Annotated in this window: 14 protein-coding genes; 6 read left to right on the top strand and 8 right to left on the bottom strand. The window is 61.8% G+C overall.

The window, feature by feature from the left end; genetic code table 11:
• From PA598K_RS02455 to PA598K_RS02445, 3 genes are all read right to left on the bottom strand, one after another.
• A partial coding sequence (locus tag PA598K_RS02455; RefSeq protein WP_185601457.1) for a hypothetical protein occupies positions 1-950 on the bottom strand: 950 nt, incomplete at its 3' end.
• 274 nt (positions 951-1,224) lie between these two features.
• Positions 1,225-4,233, bottom strand: coding sequence for a cyclic nucleotide-binding domain-containing protein (locus PA598K_RS02450; protein WP_185601455.1), 3,009 nt, complete (start codon positions 4,231-4,233; stop codon positions 1,225-1,227).
• A 44-nt stretch (positions 4,234-4,277) separates the two neighbouring features.
• Positions 4,278-5,693 carry a hypothetical protein gene (locus PA598K_RS02445; RefSeq protein WP_128655327.1) on the bottom strand — a complete coding sequence of 472 codons (1,416 nt, stop codon included), beginning with the start codon at positions 5,691-5,693 and terminating at the stop codon, positions 4,278-4,280.
• Between the two features lie 231 nt (positions 5,694-5,924).
• Here PA598K_RS02445 and PA598K_RS02440 point away from each other — a divergent pair, with 231 nt between their 5' ends.
• Together PA598K_RS02440 and PA598K_RS02435 are read left to right on the top strand one after the other, a co-directional pair.
• Positions 5,925-8,765 carry a hypothetical protein gene (locus PA598K_RS02440; RefSeq protein ID WP_128655326.1) on the top strand — a complete coding sequence of 947 codons (2,841 nt, stop codon included), beginning with the start codon at positions 5,925-5,927 and terminating at the stop codon, positions 8,763-8,765.
• 975 nt (positions 8,766-9,740) lie between these two features.
• Positions 9,741-10,718: a YbjN domain-containing protein gene (locus PA598K_RS02435; protein ID WP_128655325.1), complete on the top strand. Its 978-nt coding sequence runs from the start codon at positions 9,741-9,743 to the stop codon at positions 10,716-10,718.
• Between the two features lie 196 nt (positions 10,719-10,914).
• Here PA598K_RS02435 and PA598K_RS02430 read toward each other — a convergent pair whose 3' ends face one another.
• Positions 10,915-11,820, bottom strand: a complete 906-nt coding sequence (locus PA598K_RS02430) for an AraC family transcriptional regulator (protein WP_128655324.1) — start codon at positions 11,818-11,820, stop codon at positions 10,915-10,917.
• A gap of 174 nt (positions 11,821-11,994) precedes the next feature.
• On the opposite strand from PA598K_RS02430, the gene PA598K_RS02425 reads away from it, so the two are divergent.
• The 4 genes from PA598K_RS02425 to PA598K_RS02410 all read left to right on the top strand — a co-directional run bounded on the left by PA598K_RS02425 (position 11,995) and on the right by PA598K_RS02410 (position 17,939).
• The gene (locus PA598K_RS02425; RefSeq protein ID WP_128655323.1) at positions 11,995-12,849 is read left to right on the top strand and encodes a sugar phosphate isomerase/epimerase family protein; all 855 of its coding nucleotides are present in this window, start codon (positions 11,995-11,997) and stop codon (positions 12,847-12,849) included.
• 120 nt (positions 12,850-12,969) lie between these two features.
• Positions 12,970-13,980, top strand: a complete 1,011-nt coding sequence (locus PA598K_RS02420) for a Gfo/Idh/MocA family protein (protein WP_128655322.1) — start codon at positions 12,970-12,972, stop codon at positions 13,978-13,980.
• A 601-nt stretch (positions 13,981-14,581) separates the two neighbouring features.
• Positions 14,582-15,706: a GntR family transcriptional regulator gene (locus tag PA598K_RS02415; protein WP_128655321.1), complete on the top strand. Its 1,125-nt coding sequence runs from the start codon at positions 14,582-14,584 to the stop codon at positions 15,704-15,706.
• A 40-nt stretch (positions 15,707-15,746) separates the two neighbouring features.
• The gene (locus PA598K_RS02410) at positions 15,747-17,939 is read left to right on the top strand and encodes a GH92 family glycosyl hydrolase (protein ID WP_128655320.1); all 2,193 of its coding nucleotides are present in this window, start codon (positions 15,747-15,749) and stop codon (positions 17,937-17,939) included.
• A gap of 817 nt (positions 17,940-18,756) precedes the next feature.
• Here PA598K_RS02410 and PA598K_RS02405 read toward each other — a convergent pair.
• The 4 genes from PA598K_RS02405 to PA598K_RS02390 form a co-directional block, all read right to left on the bottom strand.
• Positions 18,757-20,313: a sensor domain-containing diguanylate cyclase gene (locus tag PA598K_RS02405; protein WP_128655319.1), complete on the bottom strand. Its 1,557-nt coding sequence runs from the start codon at positions 20,311-20,313 to the stop codon at positions 18,757-18,759.
• 89 nt (positions 20,314-20,402) lie between these two features.
• Positions 20,403-21,440 (bottom strand): glycoside hydrolase family 18 protein, encoded by a 1,038-nt coding sequence (locus PA598K_RS02400; RefSeq protein WP_128655318.1) that lies wholly within the window; start codon positions 21,438-21,440, stop codon positions 20,403-20,405.
• A gap of 106 nt (positions 21,441-21,546) precedes the next feature.
• Positions 21,547-24,666 (bottom strand): transglutaminase domain-containing protein, encoded by a 3,120-nt coding sequence (locus PA598K_RS37680; protein ID WP_260405231.1) that lies wholly within the window; start codon positions 24,664-24,666, stop codon positions 21,547-21,549.
• A 5-nt stretch (positions 24,667-24,671) separates the two neighbouring features.
• A complete protein-coding gene (locus PA598K_RS02390) occupies positions 24,672-25,787 on the bottom strand; it encodes a carbohydrate-binding family 9-like protein (RefSeq protein WP_128655317.1) in 1,116 nt (371 codons plus the stop codon).
• Positions 25,788-25,790: the final 3 nt, after the last annotated feature.

Raw genomic sequence — 25,790 nt, 5'->3', positions numbered from 1 at the left:
GCCTCCTGCAGCCGCGCCTCGAGCAGCAGCTGCGCCAGCTCGCCGCGCAGCGCCTCCGGCTCCTGCGCAGCCTGACCGAGCTCCCATTCCAGCAGCCCCAGGCCGAGGTCGGCGCACAGATGTCTGGCCTGGAACGTCTTGCCGCTGCCTGTGGGACCGTGCAGGTTCCAGTGCACGGGGTACGCTGCCCGCTCGCGCGCGTAGTCCGACAGACGTCGGCGCAGCTCGGTCTGGATGAGCGGCTGCTCCAGCTGGCGATGACTGTCCAGCGTGTAGTGAGCCAGTCCGCGGAGCGTGTCCCGCGCTCGCCACGGCAGGTCCAGCAGGAGGTGGACGACGCGCGGCCTCAGCGTGAGCGGCGCCGTCAGCATCGATACGTCCTTGCGGGCATGTGCTGCCGATCCATCCGCAAACAGCGAGCGGAGCGAGCCGTGGTCATCCGTCCAGCGCTTCAGCAGTTCCCTTCGCTCTACCGGACTGCGGCTGGTGATGCGCAGCGCCAGATCGAGCGACAGATGCTGGCTGGACATGTCGTCTTGCAGATATCCGTATAATCGTATGTATTTGCGATTGGCATGGGGCGCAAGCGCTGCCAGCAGCAGCCGTATCTCCTGCTCGTTCAGCCCGAGCGCCTGCTGCAGACGCAGCAGCGGCAGCCGCTCCCCGGAGGTCGCAGCCAGATTATGCCGGATGCGCGCCTCGAGCTGGTCCAGCAGATAGGCCTGCTCCGTTGTCAGCTGCAGGTACGGCTCGTCCTCGTCGAGGAGCGCTTTGGCCTCGGCATCGGACAGATACATGCCGCGGAATGCGCCGCTATCTTGATCCAGCTCTTGCGCGCCCTGCATCATCCGCTGCATCTCGATCTCCAGCACGACATCGAGCCGGACCCACTCATCGAACAGATACTCCGCCCCATTCTGATAAGGAGAAGCTTCTTGCGTATAAGTCATTCCAAGTTCACTCTCCCGAATTCAGATGATCCCGATACATCAGGCTGCCCTCAAAACTATGCCTACGGTCACGGGATCGTTCTTTGGGCAGGACAGTCGTAGGACAAAGGCCCCTCAACAGTAAAAATCGGGACATCATTCGACATTTTGAAGCGAGAGAGATCCCGTGAGAGAGAGTACACTACGGTTATCGGCATACTCCTCATTCGTGAGTATAGCTATGTCACATATTTTTTTGTCCCGCCTGTTCCTGCGCCCACAGGCTGCACAAGCTCTAGCTCAGCTTCAGCAGCATCCGCTCCAGACTGCGCAGGCGCTGGCTGACGGAGCGGAGCAGACCAACGCCGATATCGGGATAGAGCCGCACCAGCTTGGCCGCTTCCTCGCCCGCGATCGCCAGCACCCGCACCTCGCCCAGGACCGCCTGCGCCGAGACCGCCGAGGGCTGGTCATCGAACAGTCCCGCCTCGCCAAACGTCATCTTCGGCCCCAGTCTCGCCAGGCTGCCCTCTACGCCGGCATCGCCCACCCCGCTCATCTCGACCTCGCCGTCGACGATCATGACGAGCGAGCTGCTGCGCTCGCCCTGACGCAGCAGGTACTCGCCCTCCGCGTACGACTGCTCCTCGGCGATGCTTGCGATGCGCCCGAGCTCCTCGACCGAGATTTCGTGGAACAACGGGACTTGCTTCAGAAATACGATTTTGTCGAGCGCGCTCAAATATTCCCAGGTCTGTGCCAACTCCGCCTCTCCTTCCCTGGCGCTCGCCTTGACGAGAATCGCCTGCAGCCATGGATCTGTCGGCATCGTCGCCGCAAGCTCGGGACTGCTCTCGATCGCTGCGTGCGTCTCCGTCCGCTTGGCGGCGCCGTGCTGAATGCTCTGATAGTAGAGGAGCAGCGCACCCGCCAGGCGGGGGTGATCCATCCCCTCGGAGAGGATCTCCAGCCCGTGGTCGCGCGCCTCCTCGGCGCCCTCCTCGATCGCGCGCCGCAGCTGCGGGATCGAGCGCTCGTCGCCGTAGCGGACCATGACGGTCCAGATCGTGTCGAGCAGCATCCGGTTCACCTCGTTGCGCCGCTGCCGCGCCAGCTCCGTCCACGCCGGCTGGCCCGCCTCCTCGATCAGCTCGAGTATACGGTTGCCCGCGCACAGCTCCATCAGCTTGCGGATACAGGCCGGGACGACCAGCTCGGCGATCTCCCGATCGGCGCCGATCGCATTGACCGTCAAGACGGCGGCGCGCCAGATGTCTTCATTGGGCGAGTCAAGGAAGCGCGTCAGGCCCGTTACCTCACCCGCCTCCTGCAGCGCCTCCTCGATGATCCGGCTCATCTCGCGATCCGCGCCGACGAGCATGTCCATCAGACTGGTGACGATGTCGCTGTCGCCGATCCGGCCGATCGTCCGCACTGCCTCGTACTTGAGCGCCATCGCAGGCTCCAGCATGCATAGCATGACATCGTAGAGCATCGAGGCGAGCCGTCGCTCGCCGATCATCCGGCAAGCTGCGAGCGCCGCTTCGCCGCCTTGCTGCAGCAGCTCGCGCAGCTCCCGCTCCACCTCCTCCTGGCTCTCCCAGACGCGCAGCGCCTCCAGTCGCACCGGCAGCGCCGGATCGCGATATGCGAGCTGCAGCCACTCCGCGCGGTCCGGACGCCCGGAGGCGATCGCCTGACGCGCTGCGACTGCCCGCACCGTCTCGCTCGCATCCTGCACCCACTCGCGGACGCGGCCTGCCGCCATCTCGCGCCAGCCGTCGGCATGGATCGCTGTCAGCGCCATGGCCAATACGTCGCCCTGATGGCGCCCGGCGAACCGCAGCAGCGCCTCTGAGGCGGCCGCGTCCGGCGCTTCGGCCAGCCATTCCAGCGTGATCCGTTGGATCGGCGGCTCAGATTGCTCCAGTCGGGCGATCAGCGCCCGCTTCGCATCCTGACTGCGCAGCGACTCGACGAAGTCCTGATACCGGTTCTTGAGCGAACCTCCGGCCGCGTGCAGGTAATGCAACAGCTGCTGCATATACAGTCGGCGGATTGACCAGGCTAGCGCGACGAGCAGCGCTGCCATCGCCAGTCCGACCGTCGCCTGGGCCGGTAGACTCCAGCCCAATCGGGAGTGCAGCAGGGAGACGCCGGAGCCGAGCAGGATGCCGGCCGAGGCCGACACGCTCTGGGCGGTGAATCGCAGCCCGTCCCGCTGCTGCTGGGGATACATTTTGAAAAACAGCTGAAAGCTTGGTTCTGCGAAATAATAAAGAAGGAGATAGGTGAGGCAATAGCCAAACGATACGGCGAACAGCGCTCCGGATGAGCCCACCAGCGGGGCCGCCAGCGCAAAGCAGAGGAGAAATACGACCGTCATGCCGAGCACCATGTTGCTGGCGCCCAGCCAGGCCATCAGCCTCGCGGAGAACAGCTGCAGGACGAATGCGCCGCAAAACAGCACAATGACCATCAGCCCATAGAACGCTGTCAACTCCTCCTCCGTGAGGAACACGGCCTGAGCGGCTGTAAAGTATTGATATTCCATCACATAATACACAGCCGGCATCAAGGTCATCACTCCGAGCACGACCAGCAGGAAGGGCGATCTCAGCATCAGCTTCATCGAACGGCCGACCGCGCCCAGCTCCTCTCCCCCCTCCTCGTCCGCGATATCCGAGGGCAGCAAATACTGGCGAAGCGCGCTGCGGAAGTTAGGGAAGCCGAGCAACAGGATAATCGCCCCGAGCAGGTACAGCAGCTCTGCGCCGAGCAGCGGCGCCAGCAACCGGGAGAGCACGCCGGCGACGATGCCGCCGATGATCGCCAGCAGCACGAAGACGGGCATGACCCGCTTCGCCTGCTGGGTCGGGCACAGATCAAAGGCGGTGGCCCACATGAGCAGCGTCTGCTGCCGGACGACAAAGCTGGAGCCCAGGAACAGCAAGAAATAGAAGAACGTCCACTCCGCGCCGGTCCAGCGGAAGAGGAGCAGCAGCGCTCCGCCGATCAGACCGATCGAGACGAAGGACAGGTAGAGCGTAATCATCAGGCGCTTCTTGGGGATGCGCTGCGACAGATAGGCGAGCGCCCAGCCCTCGAGCGGCAGCAAAAGCGCCTCGATCATGTACATGATCGGCAAATACTGCGTGCCTACCCTGCTGTTGAAGATGCCCATATAAGCGGTATAGTTGACCATCTCCGAGATGCCTGCCAGCAGGAACACAAGGCCCATGACGAGGATTTTGCGGCGGTCTTCGTATCTGAGATTAAAAAAAGCCTGTAATTGTGCTGCCACGCTGCCGCTCCATCCTGCCTCTAGATTCACGCCTAGCCGATCCGCTAGCCGAGCCTTGCAAGTATCGCCGCCTGCGCCTTCGTCTCGTCGGCGCCATCCGGGATGTCCCATTGCTTGAGCGCCTGACGGCAGCTCTTGTCCTTGCCCTCCTTCGCTCCCCGGATCAGGAAGGCGGCGAAGCCCCTGATGAGGAAGGCGAAGCAATCCGCCGCCGTCCGGAAGCCCGACGCCTGCAACCGCTTGTCGCGCTGCTTGCGCCGCCCTGCCGGAGGAGCGGTCGCGAGGTTGAGATAGCGGTCGACGACTGCCTCCCTGTCCAAGCCGCCGCTGCGACAGCGCTCGGCGATGGCGGCGAGCGGCTGCGCGCCCTTGCCGCCTAGCAGCAGCCTCGTCCAGTAGTCCGCGGTCCTGCCGGCGAGCAGCGCCACCCCGCCTGCGTCTGGCTTGATCGCCTCCGACCTGGATGCTCCGGGCGACGGCTGGCGCTCCTGAGCCTGACCCGTCGCAGGCTCCTCCGAGGCGCGAGCGCCCTTGCGATCGTCCATCCCTACAGTCCCGGCGTCCGAGTCCGCAAGCCCCAGTAGCGATAGCAGCGCAGTCGGCAGTCCTCCGGCGTCTAGTCCCTCCAGCAGCTCGTCGGCTGCTGTATCTCCGCCGTCTGTGCGCTCTCCGCCAGTTTCAGCCTCGCTCCGGCCGCCCTCGGCCTTCACGCGCTCCGCCATCGCCATCGACGCGCGTACCGTCTCCCAGTCGACCCACTCGCGCTCGAGTACCGGCAGCGTCATCTGACGGGTGAAGGCATCGACAGTGATACTGCGGAATCGCATCATCCGATGCAACGCGAGCTGCTTGCGGGGGACGGACAGCCGGCCAAACCGCAGCATCAGCGCGGCCTGGCCCTGCTTGACGGCCTTGTAGTTGAGCCACAACAGGAGTTCGCGGTACGGGTGCAGCAGACCGGCCGGGGTGAGGCTTGCCTTCGTCTGGAACGCTCCCCGCTCGCTTTCGTCCGCTTCCTTCTCCGACTCGCCATGTCGCAGCTGTACATGCTTGACAGCGGTTACCTGGCGGTCGAAGTCGTCCAGATCCAGCGTGTACTGCTCGCTCTGCAGCGCCGGACGGCCGACTGTATTGACCAGGGCGGCCCGCTTCTGCGGCATCGTCAGCGCGTAAAAGCGGCGCAGCAGCTCCTGGCGTCCGTCCGCCTCTACATGCGCCAGCAGCCAGCGGGCATATCGCGCATACTTGGGCTCGCGGGGCAGCAGCGGGCCGGAGCCGGAGACAGCTACCGTCCGGGCGAGCCGACGGATCGCCGAGTTGCCGACCGATCGCTGCAGCGTCTGAGACCCTTCCTCCAGCGGCGGCGCTTCGCGGTTGGCCGCCGGACGTCGCGTCTTCTCCTCGTCCAGCTTCTCGGGATGCGAGTCAAGCGGAGGCAGCTTGCCATATTTACGTGCCATTCCTCGCCCTCCCCGTTGCAGCCCTCGACCCGCCGCTGCTTTCACTCTGTTCCGATTCAAATACTGGAATTTTGTTTATTTCTACACCTTCCTCCCTTTTACCTGCAAAATGTATAAAAAAAATGTCGAACGATTGCGACACACGCAAAAAAATGTCACACAGGGAAGAAAGCGTCATGTATAATCAGATCAGATTCTAACATTCGATACTCTCTTTAAGGAGGACAGTGCATGGCTCCCTTCCCGTCCCTCTTTACCGGCAAAAAGAAACCCTCCGATCAAGACCGACAGACTGCCGCGCAAACGCAGACCCAAACGCAAGCTCCCCAGCAGACTGCAACGCAGACCCCGACATCGCCGCCCGTTCAGGGCACGCAATCTCCCACCCCTCTTGATCTGCGCAACACGCTGCAGCGCTCGCTCGGCAATCGCAACCTCGCGCGCAGCCAGCAGTCCAGCGGAAGCGGATCGCCGCCTCCGAGCGGTCCGTCCAAGGAGGAGATCCGGCAAGGCGAGCTTGACCTGCAGAAGGATGCGACCGCCAATCGGCTCGCCGACAAGTATTTCACCGGGCTCCAAAGTACGACAGCCACCGAGCTGACGACTTTCCTAGCCAAGGACAAGCAGACGGCGGCGTTACGCAACAGCTTGCGACAAGCGGCCATTAGTGCCGTCCAACAGCAAGTGGAGAATACAGGCAGCGTCACTGACCAGCAAAAAAAGGATGCCAAGTCGTATGCGGAGCAACTCGTCGACTCGCAAAATGTACTCGGCGAAACGCTCAAAAAATATGCGGGGAGCACCGCAACTCCCAGGCTCGGCGATACGCAAAAGGAAAAGCTGCAAACCAAAGCCAAGGAAGGCTTCGCCATGGTCGCTCCAAAGCCCGGCGTCGAGCTGAGCAAGCAGCTCAAGGAAGCGGATAAAAGCGCCGAAAAGCAAACGGTCGGCGAAGCCCGGCAGATCGGCGAGGCGACGCTGACTGCCGGCAAGCAATCGATCCTGCAGGATATGCAAAACGATCTCGGCGCCCTCTCCGTCCATGTCGATATCAAGACGCTGGGAACAGATGAAGCGGGCAAGCGAAGCCGACTGGAGAACAGTCTGTTCGACGCCACGGTCATCGATCAGGTCTATAAAGCCAGTCTGGCCGACCCGATCCGTCAGGTCGTGCTGCTCAAGCTTGGCGTCGGGCGCAGCGCCTTCCGCAGGTCGGACGAGCTCAACGCCTTCCGCGACAGTCTCAAGGAAGCCGGACGCACGCAGGCCCGGACCGACATCGACAATCAACTGGACAGCAACAGCCTCACCAGCGGCAAGAGCAACGTAGGAAAGCAATACTATGGCATGCTGGCCAAGGCTGAATCGCATAGCACCTCCAAGAGCTCGGTCGACAAAGTGATGGGCACGCACGCGGACAGCATCCTCACGCAGCTGCTGCCGCAGGAGCCGACGACCAAGCAGCTTAAGGAAGCGGCGCAGACGTCAGCCTACAGCGTAGCGAGAAGTCATGCCGACGCCGGAGACAAGATCGCCAAAGCCTCCAAAACCGGGGCGCAGGCCAAGGCGGCCGAGCTCTACAAAATCATCATGCCAAAAGCCGAATCGGAAGCGCGCAAGGTGACGAAGGGCGACAAGGAAACGGGCGCCGGACCGGATCTGATCAAGCGCTCCGAGCTGATCACCCAGGTCGGCCAGCAGGTGACGGCCGACGATATCGCCGGCAAGGCGATCAAATATGTGATCGAGGAAGACTCGCTCAACAAAGGCTTCGCCAAGGTCGCCAAAATCATCGATCTGGCCGTGCCTGCGGCTGGCGATTCGGCCTCGCTCGAGTTCGAGCTGAAGATTCCGATCCAGGCGGGCGCGTACTTCCTGATCTCGCTCGGCGCGGAGGCGGAAAAGGAGGAAGGCGAGCTGTCGCTGGAATCGCAAGTGAGCATCGGCGGCGGCTTCGGCGGCTTTGGTCTCGACGTGAACGCGTCGGTCGGATTTTTCCTCGCAGCGCAGGGCAGCAACTCGCACAGCGCCGTCAACCTGATGTCGTACGGGATGTATCGACAGATGCGCAAGTTCTCCGCAGGAGCGGCCGACTCGCTGTGGGGCCATGGCGGCAAGTCCGGTAAGAGCAAGCTCGAGGAGGCCGAGCTGTGGGCGGCGATGATCGAGCAACAGGAGATGAGCAACGAGGACAATCACGTCGACGTCGGCTTGACCAGCCAAGTCGCCGCCGAGGTTAATGCGGGTGTGTTCGAAGCGGAGGCGGCGCTCGGCCACAAGCGGCTCAATCGCTACGACAAGGACGCTGTGACGGATAAAGCCGGGTCATTCGGCGACTCGACCGATCTGGCCAAGCTGGCCGAGAAGGCGACCGCCTTGCTCTCCGGCTCCAAACGCCGCACCCTCGAGTTCGAGAGCGCGCTGTCGCTGGAGATCGCCGGCACCGGCGTCGACTTCGGGATCGCGCTGGAGCTCGCCTGGATGGACGGCACGCTCAAGGAGGTCGAGATCGCCGTCGAGGCCGGCCTCCCCTTCCAGTACGGCGAGGAAACGACGGAATGGGCGAAGACGCTGGCCAAGCTGGTCGCGCCGATCTCCGGCCTTGTGAAAAACTCTGTCGGCGCGGTCCAGAATACGATGAAGGACAAAAAAGGCGCCAGCTATGCCGGCACCGCTGCGGATATCGGGACGGATACGCTCTTCCTGGTGCCGGAGTTCGACGCCTGGGGCGAGAGCTTCGCCTCGCAGTTGCAGGATCAGGACGAGATCCAGGAGCAGATGCGCAGCTGGTTCACGAGCGAGGAGCTGGACGCAGACGAGCTGTCCAACAAGATTGCGTTGAGCAGCACGATGGACTTCTCCCTCAATATTAGCGCAGAGAAGGACGACGCTGGCAAGTTCAGCAAATGGGAGGTGTCGCTGGAGATCGGCCAGACGAAGGGGCTTGAGATCGAAGCGGGCATCATGACGCTCGCCATCGAGAAATCGAAGCGCCTCGGCAAGCTGGCCCTCAGCAAGGAAAACGGCGCTTACGGCCTCAAGGGCGGGCTCGTCGGCATCGAGAAGACCTAGTCGATCTGACACCACGGAGCGCAAGCATGTAGCGCGCAGCGGCCGTGCGCCTAAGGCGTTGACCTAGCGGACGCACAGGGGGCGCTCTGGCATTGTGGGCGCGGTCTACGGCTCCGCGGGGCGCTGCGCCATGCTGACGAGAGCCGTCGCACGGCTGACGGGTGCGCCGGACGATGGGGGCGCTCTGGCACCGTGGGCGCGGACTGCGGCTTCGCGGGGCGCTGCGCCACGCTGACGAGAGCCGTCGCACGGCTGACGGGTGCGCGGACGCCTAGGGGGCGCTCTGGCACCGTGGGTGCGAACTGCGGCTTCGCGGGGCGCCGCGCCACGCTGACGAGAGCCGTCGCATGGCTGACGGGTGCGCGGGCGATGGGGGTACGGAAGCGGTGGGTCCAGCGCTGCGGCTCCTCCCCTACTCTGGCGATTCGACGCATCGTTTCCGCTACAACCGCGAGCGTTGGGAACATGAGTATCGCTATTTCGCTCAAAACCGTCTAATTGCGGGGCCAGAGGAACATAAGTATCGTTATTTCCCCTCCAACTGCCCGTTTTGACCTCATTAAGCCAAAATAACGATACTGAGGTTCCTAAAATCGGCGAAATCCCCGTTTTTACACCAAATAAGGTTACCTATGTTCCTATGCCTGCTACGTTTCTGTCCCTCCGCTACAACAGCGACTGGCGCCGACTTGACTCTCTACACATCGAATGCTTTGAGCGGATGCTGACATCTTGCGCAGTCCAGGACAACTACTAGTAACAATACGCCCTACCAACCGCACACGCTCCACATGTGCAAAGTCCGCCTAATGTCGATGCACCCGCACTGCATTACGGAGAAGCGCCCAAACGGTATGGTACGAAACAGGTACGAAACAGGTATAATACGCCAATAGGCGGATCAGGCTGATGTTGGGGTGATCGAAAGCCAACAGTGGCTTGCAATGAGAGAACATCGGAGAGGAGAGGTTGCGAATGCCCGCACGCGAAGACGCTAATGCAATCCGAACCCGCTATCCCTTAAGCTTCTTGTCGCTCGAGGGCGAAGCATTGCCGGTAGAGCTGACCCGGCTAGTCTGGGAGGCGGCTGATCACAGAACCGCCGTCCGGTGCGAGATTACCTTTGAGGCTGAGGGACACCTGGTCGAAGCATGGATCGCCGACGAGCGGTTCCACCTGTTCACCGATCTGGTGAATGCCGAGCCGAGCTTCGATCTGGATGAGCCTGTCGTCATCCGCGCCAGGCTACGCCAGAGCTATGCCCGGCGCATCGCCAGCAGCGGCGGAGACAGCCAGACCATCCTCGCGGCCCTGCTCCCGGGAGCGACGGAGCACACCTTCCTCCGCCAGTCGGAGTGCTGGCTGGCGCTGGAGCTGATGCAGCAGATCCCATTGCCGGACGCCTTGGCTAGCGAAGGCGTCGTCCGCCATGGCTTGCAGACGGCCTGGCTCCAGTCGGAGAAAGCCGCGGCGCAACCTGAGGATCACACAGGTCATCGGAAGCCGGACGATGCAAGAGACGAGACATCGGGAGTCGCCAGCTACAGCGGGGCGCAGACTATGCTGCTAGAGCGGCTGCTGCAACAGTTGAACCTGCGCTACGAGGTGTTCGCCTCGGACGTCGTGCGGCTCGATATCCGTACCGAGATCGGGAGCTGGCGGATGCTGATCCATATAAGCGAGAGCGACTGGTGCAGCGTCTACTCCGTCTTCCCCGAGCTCGTGCCGACGAGCGCGCATGCAGCGGTCGCCGTGCAGCTGATGAATCTGAATTATGACGGACCCGGCGGCGCATTCGAGCTCGACGCCGAGGACGGAGAGCTGCGGTTCCGCACCTCGATCCCGGGTGCAGGAAGCCTGAGCGCGGGGACTCTCGCCGCTGTGCTGGCAGAGCATCGCCGCATCATGGAACGCTATCTGCCGCAAGCCGGAGACTGGTCGAAGCTGAGCTGATTGGAGCTTGTGCTGGAGAACAGTCGCAGGCACAGATAGCGCGCACTGCCAAGCTTCATCCTTCCGAATAGAGAAAAGCTGCTTTTTCTTGCTCTGCGCGGCAATAAGCCGCCACCTGCTTATCGCGCTGGTGGCGGCTTATTGTGTTGAGCCAAGCTTCTTCACCTTCACAAGTGCCCGACACTGCCATGGGCTGCTACAGTATCCGCGACAGCTTGCGGTATTCGCGCGGCGAGATGCCCTCGAGCCGGCGGAACAGTCGGCTGAAGTAATGGATATCCTGATAGCCTACCGCCTCGCCGATCCGCTCGATCGGCCAGTCCGACTCCCGCAGCAGCTTGCGCGCCTCGCGATGGCGTACCTGCTGCACATATACCGTCAGCGGCGCGCCGGCCGCCTGCCGGAACAGCTTGGCCGCATGATCCCTGCTCAGATCCAGCCTCTGCGCCAGCACCTCCCCTGTCCAACCGCCCTCCGGCCTCGCCTCGATCTGCGCCATCAGCTCCATGAGCCGCGCGCTATGCTCCGAGGTCCGCTGCAGCTGCTCGGTCATCGCCATCCGCAGCAACTGGATGAGGATCTGCTGCATCAGCCCCTGACAAGCCACCTCATAGCCGGGCGAGCGCATCGTGAACTCCTCGACCAGTTGCTCCATCAGCTGCACGCAAGGCAGAGGCGGCGTAACGACGGTTATACTGGAGAATAACGGCAGCCCCTCGGTCCACGGCTCCCGCGCGAACTTCTCCGGCTGCACCTCCTCCTCCCGCACGACCATATCCGCCTCCGTCTGTATGTCCAGCTCATCAAAAAAATCAAAATGAATGCCCATAAACTTCGTATACGGCGCCGATATCGCTTCATTCTGATGATAAACGCCCGAGGGCAAAAAGATCAGCTGCCCGGCCTCCAAAGGGTGCCGCTCCCCGTAGATCGTCGTCGCCGCCTCTCCCTGACTGACATACAGCAGCTCGAAATCATACAACCGCCGCCGCTCCAGCACGCCTGTCGGCATCCGTTGAATCTGCGCATAATGGATGCTTGGTCGCCACTCGCGTTGCTGGGCCGGGCGGCGAAGCGGATAGACTGTCTCGCGCTCGCTCATCCTCACCAACTCCCGCCATCACGGATTCGTCCAACTATTCTCTTATCCCGCTAAATCAATCTACGCCATTATCCTCTACAATTATAGCTATATTACCCCATTCACCAAATCGACACAAGTCACGGATATGGTCAAAATAACCCCTCCGCATAGCGGAAAAGGAGGCTTCCTCGCATGAAAAAAGGAATCAATATCTGGTCATTCGGAGAAGGAACAACGATCGCATCTGCGATCGCAACGGCCAAAAAAGCCGGCTTTGACGGCATTGAGCTGTCACTGAACGAAACCGGCGAGCTCAGTCTGCAATCGTCCGATAAGGAGCTGGCCGACATCAAGGCGCGTCTGGAGGATGCGCAGCTGGAGCTGGCAGGGCTGGCGACCGGTCTGTACTGGGATTATGCAATGACGAGCGAGGACGCGGCGAAGCGGACCAAAGCTGTCGATGTGTGCAAAAAGCAGCTGGAAGCAGCAGCCGCGCTTGGCGTCGATGCCATCCTGGTCATCCCCGGCGCCGTCGGCGTCGACTTCATCCCGGGCAGCGAGGTGGTCGATTACGAGGTCGCTTATGACCGCGCGTTGGAAGCGATCGGCTCGCTCGTGCCCTACGCGGAGAAGGCCGGCGTCTCGATCGCCATCGAGAATGTATGGAACAAATTCCTGCTGACGCCGCTGGAGATGCGCAACTTCCTCGACGCACACCAATCGCCGTATGTCGGCTCGTACTTCGATGTCGGCAACACGCTGCACAACGGCTATCCCGAGCAGTGGATCCGTATCCTCGGCGAGCGGATCAAGCGGGTGCACTTCAAGGATTATCGTCGCCAGGCCGGCGGACTGCACGGCTTCGTCGATCTGCTGGCCGGCGATGTCGACTACCCCGCCGTCATGACCGCGCTGCGTGGCATCGGCTACGACAGCTATGTCACAGCTGAGATGATCCCGCCGTACACGCATCATAGCGAGCAGATTATCTACAACACGTCGAGCGCTATGGATGCGATCCTCGGACGGACACGGCGCGCCGAGTAGCGTCGTAGATGCGGGCTTCGGCCGGACCTGCGCGTCGGGTAGGCTCGCGGATGCGGGATCGGCGGCGCTCCGTCACTTGCTCACTCATTCCATTACTTACAGACTAAGGGAGGCTCTCTCATGCTTAAGGTAGGCTTGATCGGATTCGGCTTTATGGGCCGGATGCACTTCGACAACTATGTACGACTGATGAAGGAAGGCGAGCCGGTCGAGCTCGTCGCCATCTGCGACAAGCTCATCGACGAGCTCAAGGAAGGCAAGGCGTCAGGTAATATCGACACCGGCCAAGAGGTGTACGATCTGAGCACATACCGTCTCTATGACGACATCGAGACGATGCTGGCCGCAGAGGAGCTCGATGTCGTGGACATCACGCTGCCTACGTATCTCCATGCCGACCTGACCTGCTCGCTGCTCGAGCGCGGCTATCATGTGCTCTGCGAGAAGCCGGTCGCCGGCAACGCAGCCGACGGCCGACGTATGGTCGAGACAGCCGAGCGGACCGGCAAGACGCTGATGATCGGCCAATGCCTGCGCTTCTGGCCAGCCTATGAGCTGCTCAAGTCCTATGTCGAGGACAAAACCTTTGGCGAAGCAACGGCGGGTTATTTCTTCCGCGGCTCAGGCGCGCCGAAGGGCTGGTTCCTCGACGGCAGCAAGAGCGGCGGCTGCATGCTCGACATGCACATCCATGACACCGACATGATCCACTGGCTGTTCGGCAAGCCGGCCAAGGTGTCCTCGATTGCTCGCAACGTCATCCCGGGCAGCGCTTACGATGCCGTCTCCACTAACTACATCTATCCGGACGGCAAGGCGATCAACGCCCAGGCCGACTGGACGCTGGAGGGCGACTTTGGCTTCTCGATGTCGTATCGGGTTAACTTCGAGCGCGGCAATCTCGTCTTCGAGCAAGGCGTCGTCAAGGTGCATCCGAACGATGAGCCCGGCTATACCGCCGAGCTGTCGCCGGATATGGGCTACTACCGTCAGATCAAGTACTTCCTCTCCTCGGTGAGCGCCGGCACGCCGGTCGCGATCTGCACCCCGGAGAGCGCCGTCGGCTCGCTGGAGATCATCGAGGCCGAGGTCCGCTCCGCCGATCAGGGCGGCGAGACGGTGACGCTGTAGAGAGCTGGACGCGGAGGGCGGGCGCTCGGATGGGCCGAGCCGGATCGGGACGTCGCTGCTCAGTTGGCGCTTAGGGCGGCGATTACCACGGACCAGAGATGGCGATGCTCCACGCTACTTCTAACGGACATATTTACCCGTTACAGGCTGCTTCCGCCACTCTTCTCAGGTAACGGTCATAATTGTCGCTTAGCCGCCCAAACCCGTCGATCCACCTTCACTTTTGCTCTCTAAGGCGCACATTTGTCCGTTAAAAATCGAAAGCACGCCATTTTTGCTTCCAAGCTGCAAATGTGACCGTTAGACTAACCAACGAGCCACCAGGACTGCCGGAACTTCTCCGGCAGTCCTGTTTTTACATTCGTTCCACCTCGCAATCACCTCAATACTCATCCGATACGCAATAATCCTCTCTTCTTCTTCTGCTGCTGATGCTACTGATGCTGCTTCTGCTGCTTGACTTTCCACTCCATGACTAGCTAATCGCTCCTCCCTTTATCGCAGCCTCCAAGCAACGAGTCACAGAAATCCAGCCAGTCATCTTTTATTTGATATACCAAATACAGATATGATATATTCTTTGGTGTGAGGTGTTATCCATATGACAGAGCTCCCGCTGTATCAACAAATCGTCCAAGCGCTAAGAAAGCAGATCGCCTCCGGCGAGCTGAAAAGCGGCGATCAGGTGCCGACGGAGGCCGAGCTGTCGCAGCAATTCGGCGTCAGCCGGATCACGTCGAAGCGCGCGCTAAGCGAGCTGGAAAACGAAGGACTGATCTACCGCATCCGCGGCAAAGGCAGCTTCGTCAGCGAGCGTGAGCTGCGAGCTGCATCTGACGGGACGGGTCCAAGCGCTGGCGCAGGCTCCGGAGGAATCGGCAACGAGGTGCTGCTGATGCTGCCATTCAGCCATAATCCTGGTCTCGGCGACTATGGACAAGGCATCCAGGAACGTCTCGACGCGTCCGGGCACACGCTCCATATCCAGGCGAGCTCTCCTGCGAGCCAGCGCCGACTGCTGGAGCACGCGCTGCTCGGCAAGCATCAGGGTCTGATCTTCTATCCGGTAAGCAACGCCGATCTCGATCTGCTCTATCAGTATGCGCTGCGGCGATACCCGGTGGTCCTCCTGGACAAGCAGCTGGAAGGTCTCCCCTTCCCTGCCGTCGTATCCGATAATCTGGGCGGCGCATACGAGGCGACTGCCCATCTGATCGCGCGCGGCCATCGCCGGATCGCCTTCTTGTCCACCAACGAGCCCGCCAGCTTTTATACGGAGCGCGAGCGTTACTGGGGTTATCTGAAGGCGATGCACGAGCATGCGGTGCCAAGCCTTGAGGCGATCGAGCTGTTCCGACTCAATGAGGCGGACCGGGTGGCCGAGGGCGAGGAAGCACTACTCTTCGTCCGCGCGATCCGGCTGCTGCAGGAGCAGGGGATCACGGCCATCGTCGCGACCAATGACCTGACTGCGATCGAGTGCATTCGCGCCGCCCAGTCGATCGGTCTGAGCGTACCGGATGATCTGTCGGTCATCGGCTTCGACGACATCCAGTTGGCCGAGTATATCGCACCTGGGCTGACGACGATGGCGCAGGACTTCGCCCGGATCGGCTACCTGGCCGCAGAGACGCTGCTGCGACAGATTCGCAACCCGCATCTGACCCAGCCCGCCGCCGTCGTCCCCGTGAAGCTCGTCGAACGCGGTTCGGTCCGTACATTATAAGTTGCTTTGTATTGAAAACTATCCAAAAGGAGCGCATCCCATGCTGCATTACATCGATACCCGTCAAGGAACCAACAACAAGTACACGTACTCCAACGGCAATACGTTGCCTTACACAGCTGTGCCGTTTGGCATGAACCACTTTGCCGTTCAGACCGAAAACGAGGGCAACTGGTTTTTCAACCCGAATGACCGGATATTCCAGGGCTTCCGTCTGACGCATCAGCCGAGTCCGTGGATGGGCGACTTCGCCACCTTCCTGATGACCCCAATCGCCGATACCAAGGTGCGAGGCATCGTATTCACCTGCCAGAGCTCCTATCGGCCGGAGGAAGCGGTGTTCAAGCCGCACTACGTGCGGGTCAAACAGCAGCGGTACAACATCGTCTCCGAGCTGACGCCAACCTGCTACGGCGCGGCGCTGCAGATCCGCTACAATTCCGCTCAGCAGGCAGGTCTGGTCATCAATAGCAAGCAGAAAAGCAAGCTGACGCTGGACGTTGAGAATCGCACACTTAGCGGCTTCTTCAACAACTTCGCCGGCTGCCGCGACGACAAATTCGGCATCTACGCCGTACTCACCTTCGACCGCGAGATCGATGCCGCCGCATCCGGCGTCTATGACGACAAAGGCAACTTCACGACAGCCACTGAGCTGGAGGGGGACAATCAGCATCTGGTCATCCGCTTCGTTGGCTGCGAGCGAGGGACGCTCCAAGCCAAGCTGGCAACCTCCTATATCAGCTTCGAGCAAGCCCGGCTGAACTATAGTCGCGAGTTGACGCCAACCTTCGAGGAGCTGAAGGTGCAAGCGGCCGAGCGTTGGAATCATTACCTGAACAAGATCCAGGTGACGCACCGCGATGAGGAGCAACTGCGGACCTTTTACACGTGTCTGTATCGGATGTTCCTGTTCCCGCAGAAGTTCTATGAGCTGGACGAGCACAACTCGCCGATCCACTACGACACGACGGCCAAGGCCGTCAAGCCGGGCATCCTCTATACGAGCAACGGCTTCTGGGACACGTACAAGACCGTCTACCCGCTCTACTCGCTGATCGCGCCGGACGAGTATGCAGAGATGCTGGAGGGCTTCCTCAACTCTTACCGCGAGACGGGCTTCCTGCCGAAATGGCTCTCTCCCGACGAGCGTGGCATCATGCCGGGGACACTGATCGATGCCGTCATCGCCGATGCTGCCGTCAAAGGGATCGCACCGCATCTGATGCCGGAGCTGCTGGAGGCGATGATCAAGGCCGCAACTACGCAGAGCGAGGTCCAAGGCTACGGTCGTCAAGGCACCACAGACTATCTCGCGCACGGCTATGTGCCGCTCGATCATCACGAGAGCGTCAACCATACACTGGACTACGCGTACAGCGACTTCTGCATCAGTCAGGTGGCGGAGCAGCAGGACAAACCGGAGCTGGCCGAGCAGTACCGGCAGAGCTCGCGCAATTACCGCAACATCTTCGACGCCGAGCTCGGCTTCATGCGGGCCAAGGATAAGGACGGTGAGTTCCGCCCGAACTTCGACGACACCGCTTGGGGACTCGACTATGCGGAGGGCAGCGCCTGGCAGAACGGCTTTGCCGTCTACCATGACTTCCAGGGCTTGATCGAGGCGTACGGCTCGGATGAGCGTTTCTTCGAGAAGCTAACCGAGCTGTGCAACAAGGCGCCGGACTTCGATGTGCGAGGCTACGGCTTCGAGATCCACGAGATGAGCGAGATGGCGGCGGTCGACTTTGGCCAGGTGGCGATCTCCAATCAGCCAAGCTTCCACCTCCCGTATCTGTTCAACTATGTCGGGCAGCCGGCGTCGTCGCAGGTCGTCATCAAGCAGATCATGACACATCTGTTCAACAGCGGCTTCGACGGCTTCCCCGGCGACGAGGACAACGGCAGTATGGCAGGCTGGTACGTGTTTAGCGCGATGGGCTTCTATCCGGTCTGCCCGGGCACCGATCAGTATGTGCTGGGCATCCCGTTGCTGGACAGCGTCACGATCGAGCTGGCAAATGGCAATCAGCTGCGCATCACGACCGACAACAACAACTCGCAGTCGAACTTCGTCAGCCATGTGGCGCAGGACGGCGAGACTTATACCAAGCTGTATGTAACGCATGAGGACCTGATGGCTGGACGCTCGCTTGACTTCCGCCTCGGTCTGGCTCCGACTTACCGGAGCTACAGCGCCGAGGAGCTGCCTTTCTCGCTGACGAAGCGTTAAGCGAGGTGAGGAGCTGCGGCGGCGTAGCGCGGAAGGGTGCGCGGTGGTGTCGCGCGGAATCGGCACGGTGGCAGGAAGCTGCGATGTAGCGCGGAAACGAGGCGCGGTGGCGGCAAGCGGCGGTGTAGGTTAGCGGGCCCGGTGGCGGGAAGCTGCGGTATAGCACGGAACAAGGCGCGGTGGCGGCAAGCTGCGGTATAGCGCGGCAAGAAGGCCCGGTGACGGCTGGTGGGCGACTGGTGCGCAACCTCTGACACATTGCTATATATATCCGTTGCTAAAATGGAAAAGGAGCTGCTCACTTAGTCATCGTTGGATGACTGAGGGCAGCTCCTTTGTCGCGCTATGGCCTATCGCATGAACGGCATGCGGGGCATTTTGTGCGATATTTCGCGCATCTCCCGGCCAAGACGCCGCACGCGAGACATTTTATGCGATATTTCGCACATCTCTCCGCCAAAGCGCCGCATGCGGGACATTTTGTGCGATATTTCGCACATCTCCCGGCCACGGCGCCGCATGTGGCACATTTTGTGCGATATTTCGCACATCTCCCGGCTACGGCGCCGCACGCGAGACATTTTATGCGATATTTCGCACATCTCCCGGCCAAGACGCCGCATGCGGGGCATTTTGTGCGATATTTCGCACATCTCCCGGCCAAGACGCCGCATGCGGGACATTTTGTGCGATATTTCGCACATCTCCCGGCCACGGCGCCGTATGTGGCACATTTTGTGCGATATTTCGCACATCTCCCGGCTACGGCGCCGCATGCGGGACATTTTGTGCGATTTGTCGCGATGACACTCCCGCCTCAAGCCCGCTCCTGCTCCTCCGCCACGGCAGCGTCGCGCTTGCGGCCTTGCTTGAAGGTATACATCGTATGGTCGGCATGCTTGAGCAGCTCGTCTGGGGTCGCGCCGTCGGCAGGGTAGCGGCTCATGCCGATGCTCATGCGGATCTGCAGGCGCTCGCCGCCATACTCCAGCACCGTAGATGTCGCAGCGCCTTCGATCCGTTCGATCACAGCCTCGGCCTCAGGACATCCCTGAGCCCGGACGAAGAAGAGCACGAACTCATCGCCGCCGATGCGCGCCGCCGTGCCCGCCTCGCCCACCGTCTCCCGTAGGATAGCCGCCACGCGCCGCAGCACGAGATCTCCCGCTTCATGACCGTAACGGTCGTTGACCCGCTTGAAGTCGTCGAGGTCGATGACCATGACAGCTAGCTCGCGATCGTCAGCCGTCTCGATAGCATGATTCAGCTTGTCGTAGAACTGTCTGCGGTTCGGCAGGTCTGTCAGCGGATCGTGATACGCCATGTGCGCGATTCGTCGCAGCGATTCATTGCGCGCGCCAATATCATGGACGATCAGGATCGCATGCGGTTCATCGTTAACGGTTACATAATCTCCGCTGACGAGCGCCTCGATGGAGCGGTCGCCATTGCGCAGCGTCATCTCCTGCTCGTGGATGTCCTTCCGCTGCAGCAGTTGGTAATGCAACGCCTCGCCGCCCAGCGTGTGAAGTGTCGCGGAGACTAGATCCACTTGGTAGAACAACTGCCGGGCGCTCGGATTGGCTTCCTTGATCTTACCTGTCGAGGCGACCAGCAGGATCGGCTGCGGATTCATCTGGAACAGCTTCTCATAACGGTGACCATTATAATTAAGAAACTCGTATCGCTGCATCGCCAGACGCAACACGAAACACCAGATCAATCCCGCATACAGGTATGGATACGGCGGCACGAACTCGCCCAGCTGGAAATAACCGAAGAGCACGACCCAACTAAACGTAATGATGCTGCCATACTCCAGTAGAGTGAAAATCCCGTTATGCTCCTTGAGAGCATATCGATTGTTGCGCTTGCGGGCGATGCGTAGCAGCACGATCGAGATCAGGCTCAGCGACAGGCTTGCCGTAAGCGTGCCGTAATAGGCCGCGTTGGCCACTGGCCACTTCCAGACGCCGACCGCGACGAACTCCTGCGCCGAGATCAGCTCGCCGCGACTAAGGAAGCTTGCCGGGATCGCCAGCAGCAGCACATGAAAAATGTAAGGATACCATGGACGCGGCAGCCGCTTGTCCAGCCCGATCAGCTTGGCAAGCAGATGAAAGCCTAGCCCCGGGATGGCGATACCGACATTGGCAAACCATAGCGCCGCAAGCGCCGGACTGTACTCGATCGGCAGCATATAGCGGATGTATTCTTCAAGGAATAACAGGAAATAGCACAAAATCGTCAAGCTGACCAAAATATGCTCCAGCTTTTTTGGATTGCGCAGCAACACATCCAATCCCATATAGAAGAAAATAAGCATTGGCAGCCAATAAAACACGACAGGTATCCACACTTCTGATGGGCTCAATGCTCTGTTCTCCTCCGCAGTTGGCGCATTAGTTGTTAGATTTATTCTAACACGATCGCTGGCTGCGGCCTATGGAGCTTTCTTCCCTTTTACGAAGTATGCAGTCCCTTGCGAATCGCCTCCAGCAGCACCCCCGAGCGGTCGCAGCCATACTCCCAGAACATGAGGCCAAGCAGCCCCTCGCGTCGGATGTAATCGCACTTCTCTGCGATCGACTTTTCGTCATCGTACGAGATGAAGGTGCTGCCGTTGAACAGGTAAGGCGACTTGGCCTCTTCATCCCAGTGTCTGACGTAGCCGTTGCGGTCGATATAGTCGGTTGCCAGCTCGTCATAGTGCGGTCCGTAGCCGCCGCTCGTGCCAGCCATCTGATGCAGCCCCGCCTGGACGCCCGGCACCTCCCGCCACATCCGCGAGTAAAAGGCTGCGCCGATGACGATCTTCTCTCGAGGGACGCCCGCCTGCTCGAACAGTCGAACCGAAGCGTCAGTCGAGATGCGGAACAGGTCGCCGGTCGATGCATACAGATTGGTATGATGGCCAGTGAGCGTCTGGAAGCCGCCACGCATGTCGTAGGTCATGAGCTGCACATAATCGAGGTACCGCTGCGCCTCGCCCATCTCCGTGCCATCGATATAATACTGGTCTGCGCCTGCTGCGATCGTCAGCAGATAGTGTCGTCCATCCGCTGATCCCTTGGCATCCAGCGCCTCCCGGATATCGCGCAGCAGCAACGTAAAATTGGCGCGGTCGTCAGGGCTGGCAGCGATGCCTGCAGCGGCGTAGCAAGGGTACTCCCAGTCCAAATCAATGCCGTCGAGCCCATGCTCTTCGATCGCGCGGACGGCCGAGCGCGCCATCGCTTGTCGGCCCTCTGCCGTCGATGCCGCCTCGGAGAATCCCCCGGCGCTCCATCCGCCGACGGACAGCAGGATCGTCACCTCCGGGTGCCATGCTCTAAGATGGCTGAGGCGGCCAAGATGGGCCAAATGATCGGTGACAATCTCGTCATCTCGGACATGGCCGAATGCAATATTAATATGCGTCAGCTTCAGCAGATCCGCTTGCGTCATTACGGGCAGGTCTTTGTCGCCGACGTAGCCGATCGTCTTGTAGTCGGGTTTCATTGCGCTTCGCGCTCCTCTCTTCAGACGGCTGGCATGTAATAGTGAGCTCCTGAAATAACGTCTCGATCTGCGTTACGAGGAGCCAGCCGTCTGTCCATTCGTTAGATCAGCCGCGGACGGCCTGCAATACGTGCAATGCCTCTCGGACGCTGCCGGGCTTGTAGCCCGACTGCGCATAGCGTACCGCGAGCTCGCCGTCCACTACATACAAGTAGGGATGGCCGGTCTCGCCAGGATGCGCGCGCTCCGTCATCCGACGTTGCGCCGCGCCATCCGGGTCGCGCATCAGCAACGCAACGCCAGGCAGGTCGGGATGCGCCTCGGGATCAAAGCCAGCGCCCTCCTCCCCCTCCGGCACGATGAGCAAGAGCGGCAGTCCAGCCGCCTCATAGTCCGACCGCAGCTCGCCGCTCTCGCGCAGCAGATGACGCGACGGCTCGCGCCGCGGGTCGATCCAGGCCACGACCGCGCCCTTGCTGCCGGCGAGCTCTGCTAAGCGGACGCCAGGTCCGGGCTCATCCCAGCGATGCAATACGCTCTCGGCATCGGCCGCCCCGAGCGCAGGATAGGTGAGCGCGGGCTGGCGAAGCTCAGGGGTCAGCACCGTCTCCCGACCAGACGCGATGCGGAAGTAGTGGAAGCGGCCGAGCACCTCGCCGCCCTGCAGCCGGACGCCGGTGATAAGGCGGTAATCGCCGGGCTCCAGCTCGAACGGCCGAGCATACACATCCTTCTCGCCAAACGGATACTGCAGCGTCCGATAGAAGCCGTCCTCCAGCCGGCCAAAGGAGAAATTGTCGCGATAGGCGAGCTGCGTATCGCTCCCTCCCTCGCCGGACACCTCGCGTCGCAGCAGCCGCAGCGTGCCGCGATGCGAGACACTAGCCGGAGCAGCTACCTCTTCGCAGGACTCGCGATCATCACCGCTGACTCCGGCTAGATCAGCCTCATCGAGCTCTGCATCGTTGCCCTCGGTCAGGTCATTATCGCCGTGCTCCGCACTGCCGAGTTCGGCTCCATCAGCCGCACTGCGCCCCGCACAGCTGACTTCGGCTCCGCCAGCAGCGCCACGGACTGGACCGCCGGACTCTGCCTCCCTCGCGTCCCGCCACTGGCCGTCCTGCCAATATTCGGGATGCTGGGTGGCCGGATGCAGTCTGGCCGCGATGCCCAAGCTCCGCAGCAAGGCGACGAGCAGGATATCGACCGAGAGGCGGTCCCCTGCCCGCAAGCGAAAGGTGCCGAGTGGCGTCGCCTTGCCCTGCATATGCATCGGCTCTCGCGTAATCGTCCAGTCTCTGGCGAGCCGCTCCGCCACTAGCGACGGCGAGGCGCGGAAGGCCTCGACCTCCTCCGGCGAGAAGGCTGCCATCAGCTCAGCCTTGTAAGGCGCGAGCATCTCGAAGTGGACGCGCGGACAGAGCACATAGCACAGCAGTCGCTCCTCCTCCGCCTGCGTGGACGCGTCCGGCGAGTCCGGCGAGGCGTCCTGCTGCGCGGCGGGTGTCTCGGGATTCAGGACGACGCTCGCCTGGCCCTGTCCCGGTCCCTGTTGCGCCTTATCGTCGGTCCCGATGACGCCACCTCGCTCACCTCGAGCAGACGGACCGCCCGGCGAGTCGTCTCCCCCGCCACTGGATGCCGACACCGTAGGCTGCGGCGGTCCGGACTCGGACCTCGCAGGTCCCGGCATCGCAGGCTGCTGCTCCCCTGACTCGGGCTGTGCAGATTCCGGCATCTCAGACGCAGACGCTGACACTGCCCGCTCCAGCCAGCGCAGCCCGCCTTGCAGATAGTCGTCCAGCGTCGCCCGAGCGGTATCGGTCAGATCCTTGGGGTTCAGCGTCTCTAGCAGCCGCAAGGGCCACAGCCCATGCTGCGGACTGCGCTCGCGCAGGAACGCCGCGAGCTCTCGGGCATTGCCTCGCGCCGTCTCCAGCACGGCCCATACGCGCTCCGGCGGCAAATCGAGCGACTCAGCCAGCTCGCGGGCTTGCGACTCGCCGAGGAAGCTCGCCTCGTACGCCTGGCGGAGCCGCTCGCCCTCGGCGACACGTTCGCGATGCCGAGCCAGCTGCTCCTCCGCGAGCGGCTCGCGCGGCTCGCCCGGTCGCTCCGGAGGCGGCGTCATATCGAACGTCGCCGTCCCCTCCGGCTGCCCGCTATGCCGAAGGGTGAGCGTCAACTCCTGCACATCCGCCGCGATCGACTGCTCGTCCCAATAGCCGTCTCGCACGGCGCGAACGATCAGATCGCCGTAACCAGTACGGAACAGCGCCTCTCCGCTCGCATCCGTACGGATCGTCGCCAGTGGGAACAGCTCGGCGTAGTTGTAGAGCTGGAACTGCACCTCGGCCCCAGCCGCCCGCGAGCCCTCGGCGTCCAGCACAGTCACGCGCAGCGTGCGGACCGGGGCGTACAGGTCCAGCAGATTAAGCTCCGTATGCCACTGGTCGGCCACGGTGACCGGCTCGGGACCGACATACCCGGACGGCACCCGCGTATGGACGAGCATCGCCCGGCGAGCCGGCGCGCTGAACCAGCCCTCGTCGAGCACCGCCTCCGGCTCGCAGGCGCCGATATAATGCCACTCCCCGTCCGCCCACGCCTCGACCCAGGCGTGATTGTCGTCGCAGTGCGCCCAGCGCGGCGTATAACACTGCCGGGCCGGGATGCCGATGCTGCGCAGCGCAGCCACAGCAAGCGTCGACTCTTCGCCGCAGCGGCCGCGAGCGTTGCGGAGCATGCCGAGCGGCGACAGCGTCCGCAGATCGCTGCCGATGTAGGTCGCTTTCTCGTGGCACCAGTAGTTGGTCTCCAGGATCGCCTCGGCCATCGTCAGCCTGGACGTCCGCGCCGCCAGCTCGCGGTGCAGGATCGCTTGGTAATCCTCCAGATTCTCCGTGTTGATCCGCATCGGCAGCACATAATACAGGAACAGCCGATCCGGCACTTTCGCCCCCCAGGGCGCTGTCTTACGCGTCGCGAGCGCCTGCCGGATATGGGTCAGGAACAGCTCGCCGTCATGATCCGCCAGATCGCATACCGGCATATTGGCGTACAGGAACTTCAAGGCGACCCTTTCTTCGTTCGTCAGATCCTGCGCCAGCACGCCGAACAGCGGGCCTGCGCGATGTCCCGCCAGCTCCCGTCTGCGCTCGTACTTGCGCTCCAGCTCGCCAAGCTCAACCTCGCCGAGCGACAATATCGTCTGCTGCGCGCTCATCCGTCTCACTCCCTCCACAATTTGCCGTCCTCGCGAATCCAGTAGACAGCCGTGCCGTCTGCCGATGTCGCCGAGATACGGAACAGGCCGCTGCCGATCTCGATCCGAGGCGCCAGCTCCTCCAGCTCCCGCTCGCCACGGGCCAACAGCGCCAGCTCGTCGGAGAATCGTCCATGCTCGGCATAGTAGTTGCGCTGTCTGTAGTAGAGCCGACGCAGCAGCCACTTGATCCGCTCGTCCGGCGGCAATACGAAGACATCCGCCTGTAGCGGTCCGCTGACGGGCGTCGTCGTGTCCGCGTCTTCCGCTCTCTCATCACCGGACGTTCCCGCAGCCGTCGGAGCAGTCGCCATTGCCGAGTCGCTGAAGACGACATAGCCCCACAGCTCGGGATAGTGCATGTTGACGACGCCCTGCGGCGACCAGACCCAGTTATCCTCGGGATACGGCCGTCCGGTAGCCGGATTCACCTGCTTGCGATATTGACCGTCCTGCACCTCGACCCGCCACTGCACACGCGAGAAGTTAACCCGCCAGAACTCTCCGGCAAGCGGCGGCCGCTTGTCCGGGGCGCATTCCTGGAGCGCGCGCCACGGCATCGCCACCTCGACGCTCCAGCGCCGATTGGCCGCTGCAGGGTTGTTCAGCTCCCCGTCGATATGGACGGCCGTCCGCAACCCCTGGATATCCCAGCCGTTGACCGGCGGACCGCCGTCCCGATACGGCGTCACGAGCAGCAGATCCCAGACGGTATTCAGCGCGTTGATCTCGAACTCGTAATACTGATGCGTATCGCCGTCGGGATCGATGAAGATCTCGAAGTCATTGTCATAGAAGATGACCGAATCCCGCTCCGTCAACGTCGCCCAGATCTCATCCTCCTCCAGCTCAGCGCCAATGTAAAAATACTCGTCGTCCCACAGCATCTTCACTCGCGTCCGCTTCGACGGCAGCGGCCGCAGGTCGCCCTCGATATCGACGAAATCCTCGGTCCAGGGCGCATGCGCCCAGAACGGCTTGTCCAGTCGGCCGTCCAGCTCGAGCGGCCCCTCGGCTCGCAGGCAGCGATAGCTTTTCGGCGCGTAGTCAATGCTAGGCTCCGGTACTGCGCTCCACATCATCGT

Source organism: Paenibacillus sp. 598K (assembly GCF_003851045.1).
Taxonomy (GTDB): Bacteria; Bacillota; Bacilli; order Paenibacillales; family Paenibacillaceae; genus Paenibacillus_D.
This window is presented reverse-complemented; position numbering and strand designations above follow the sequence as displayed.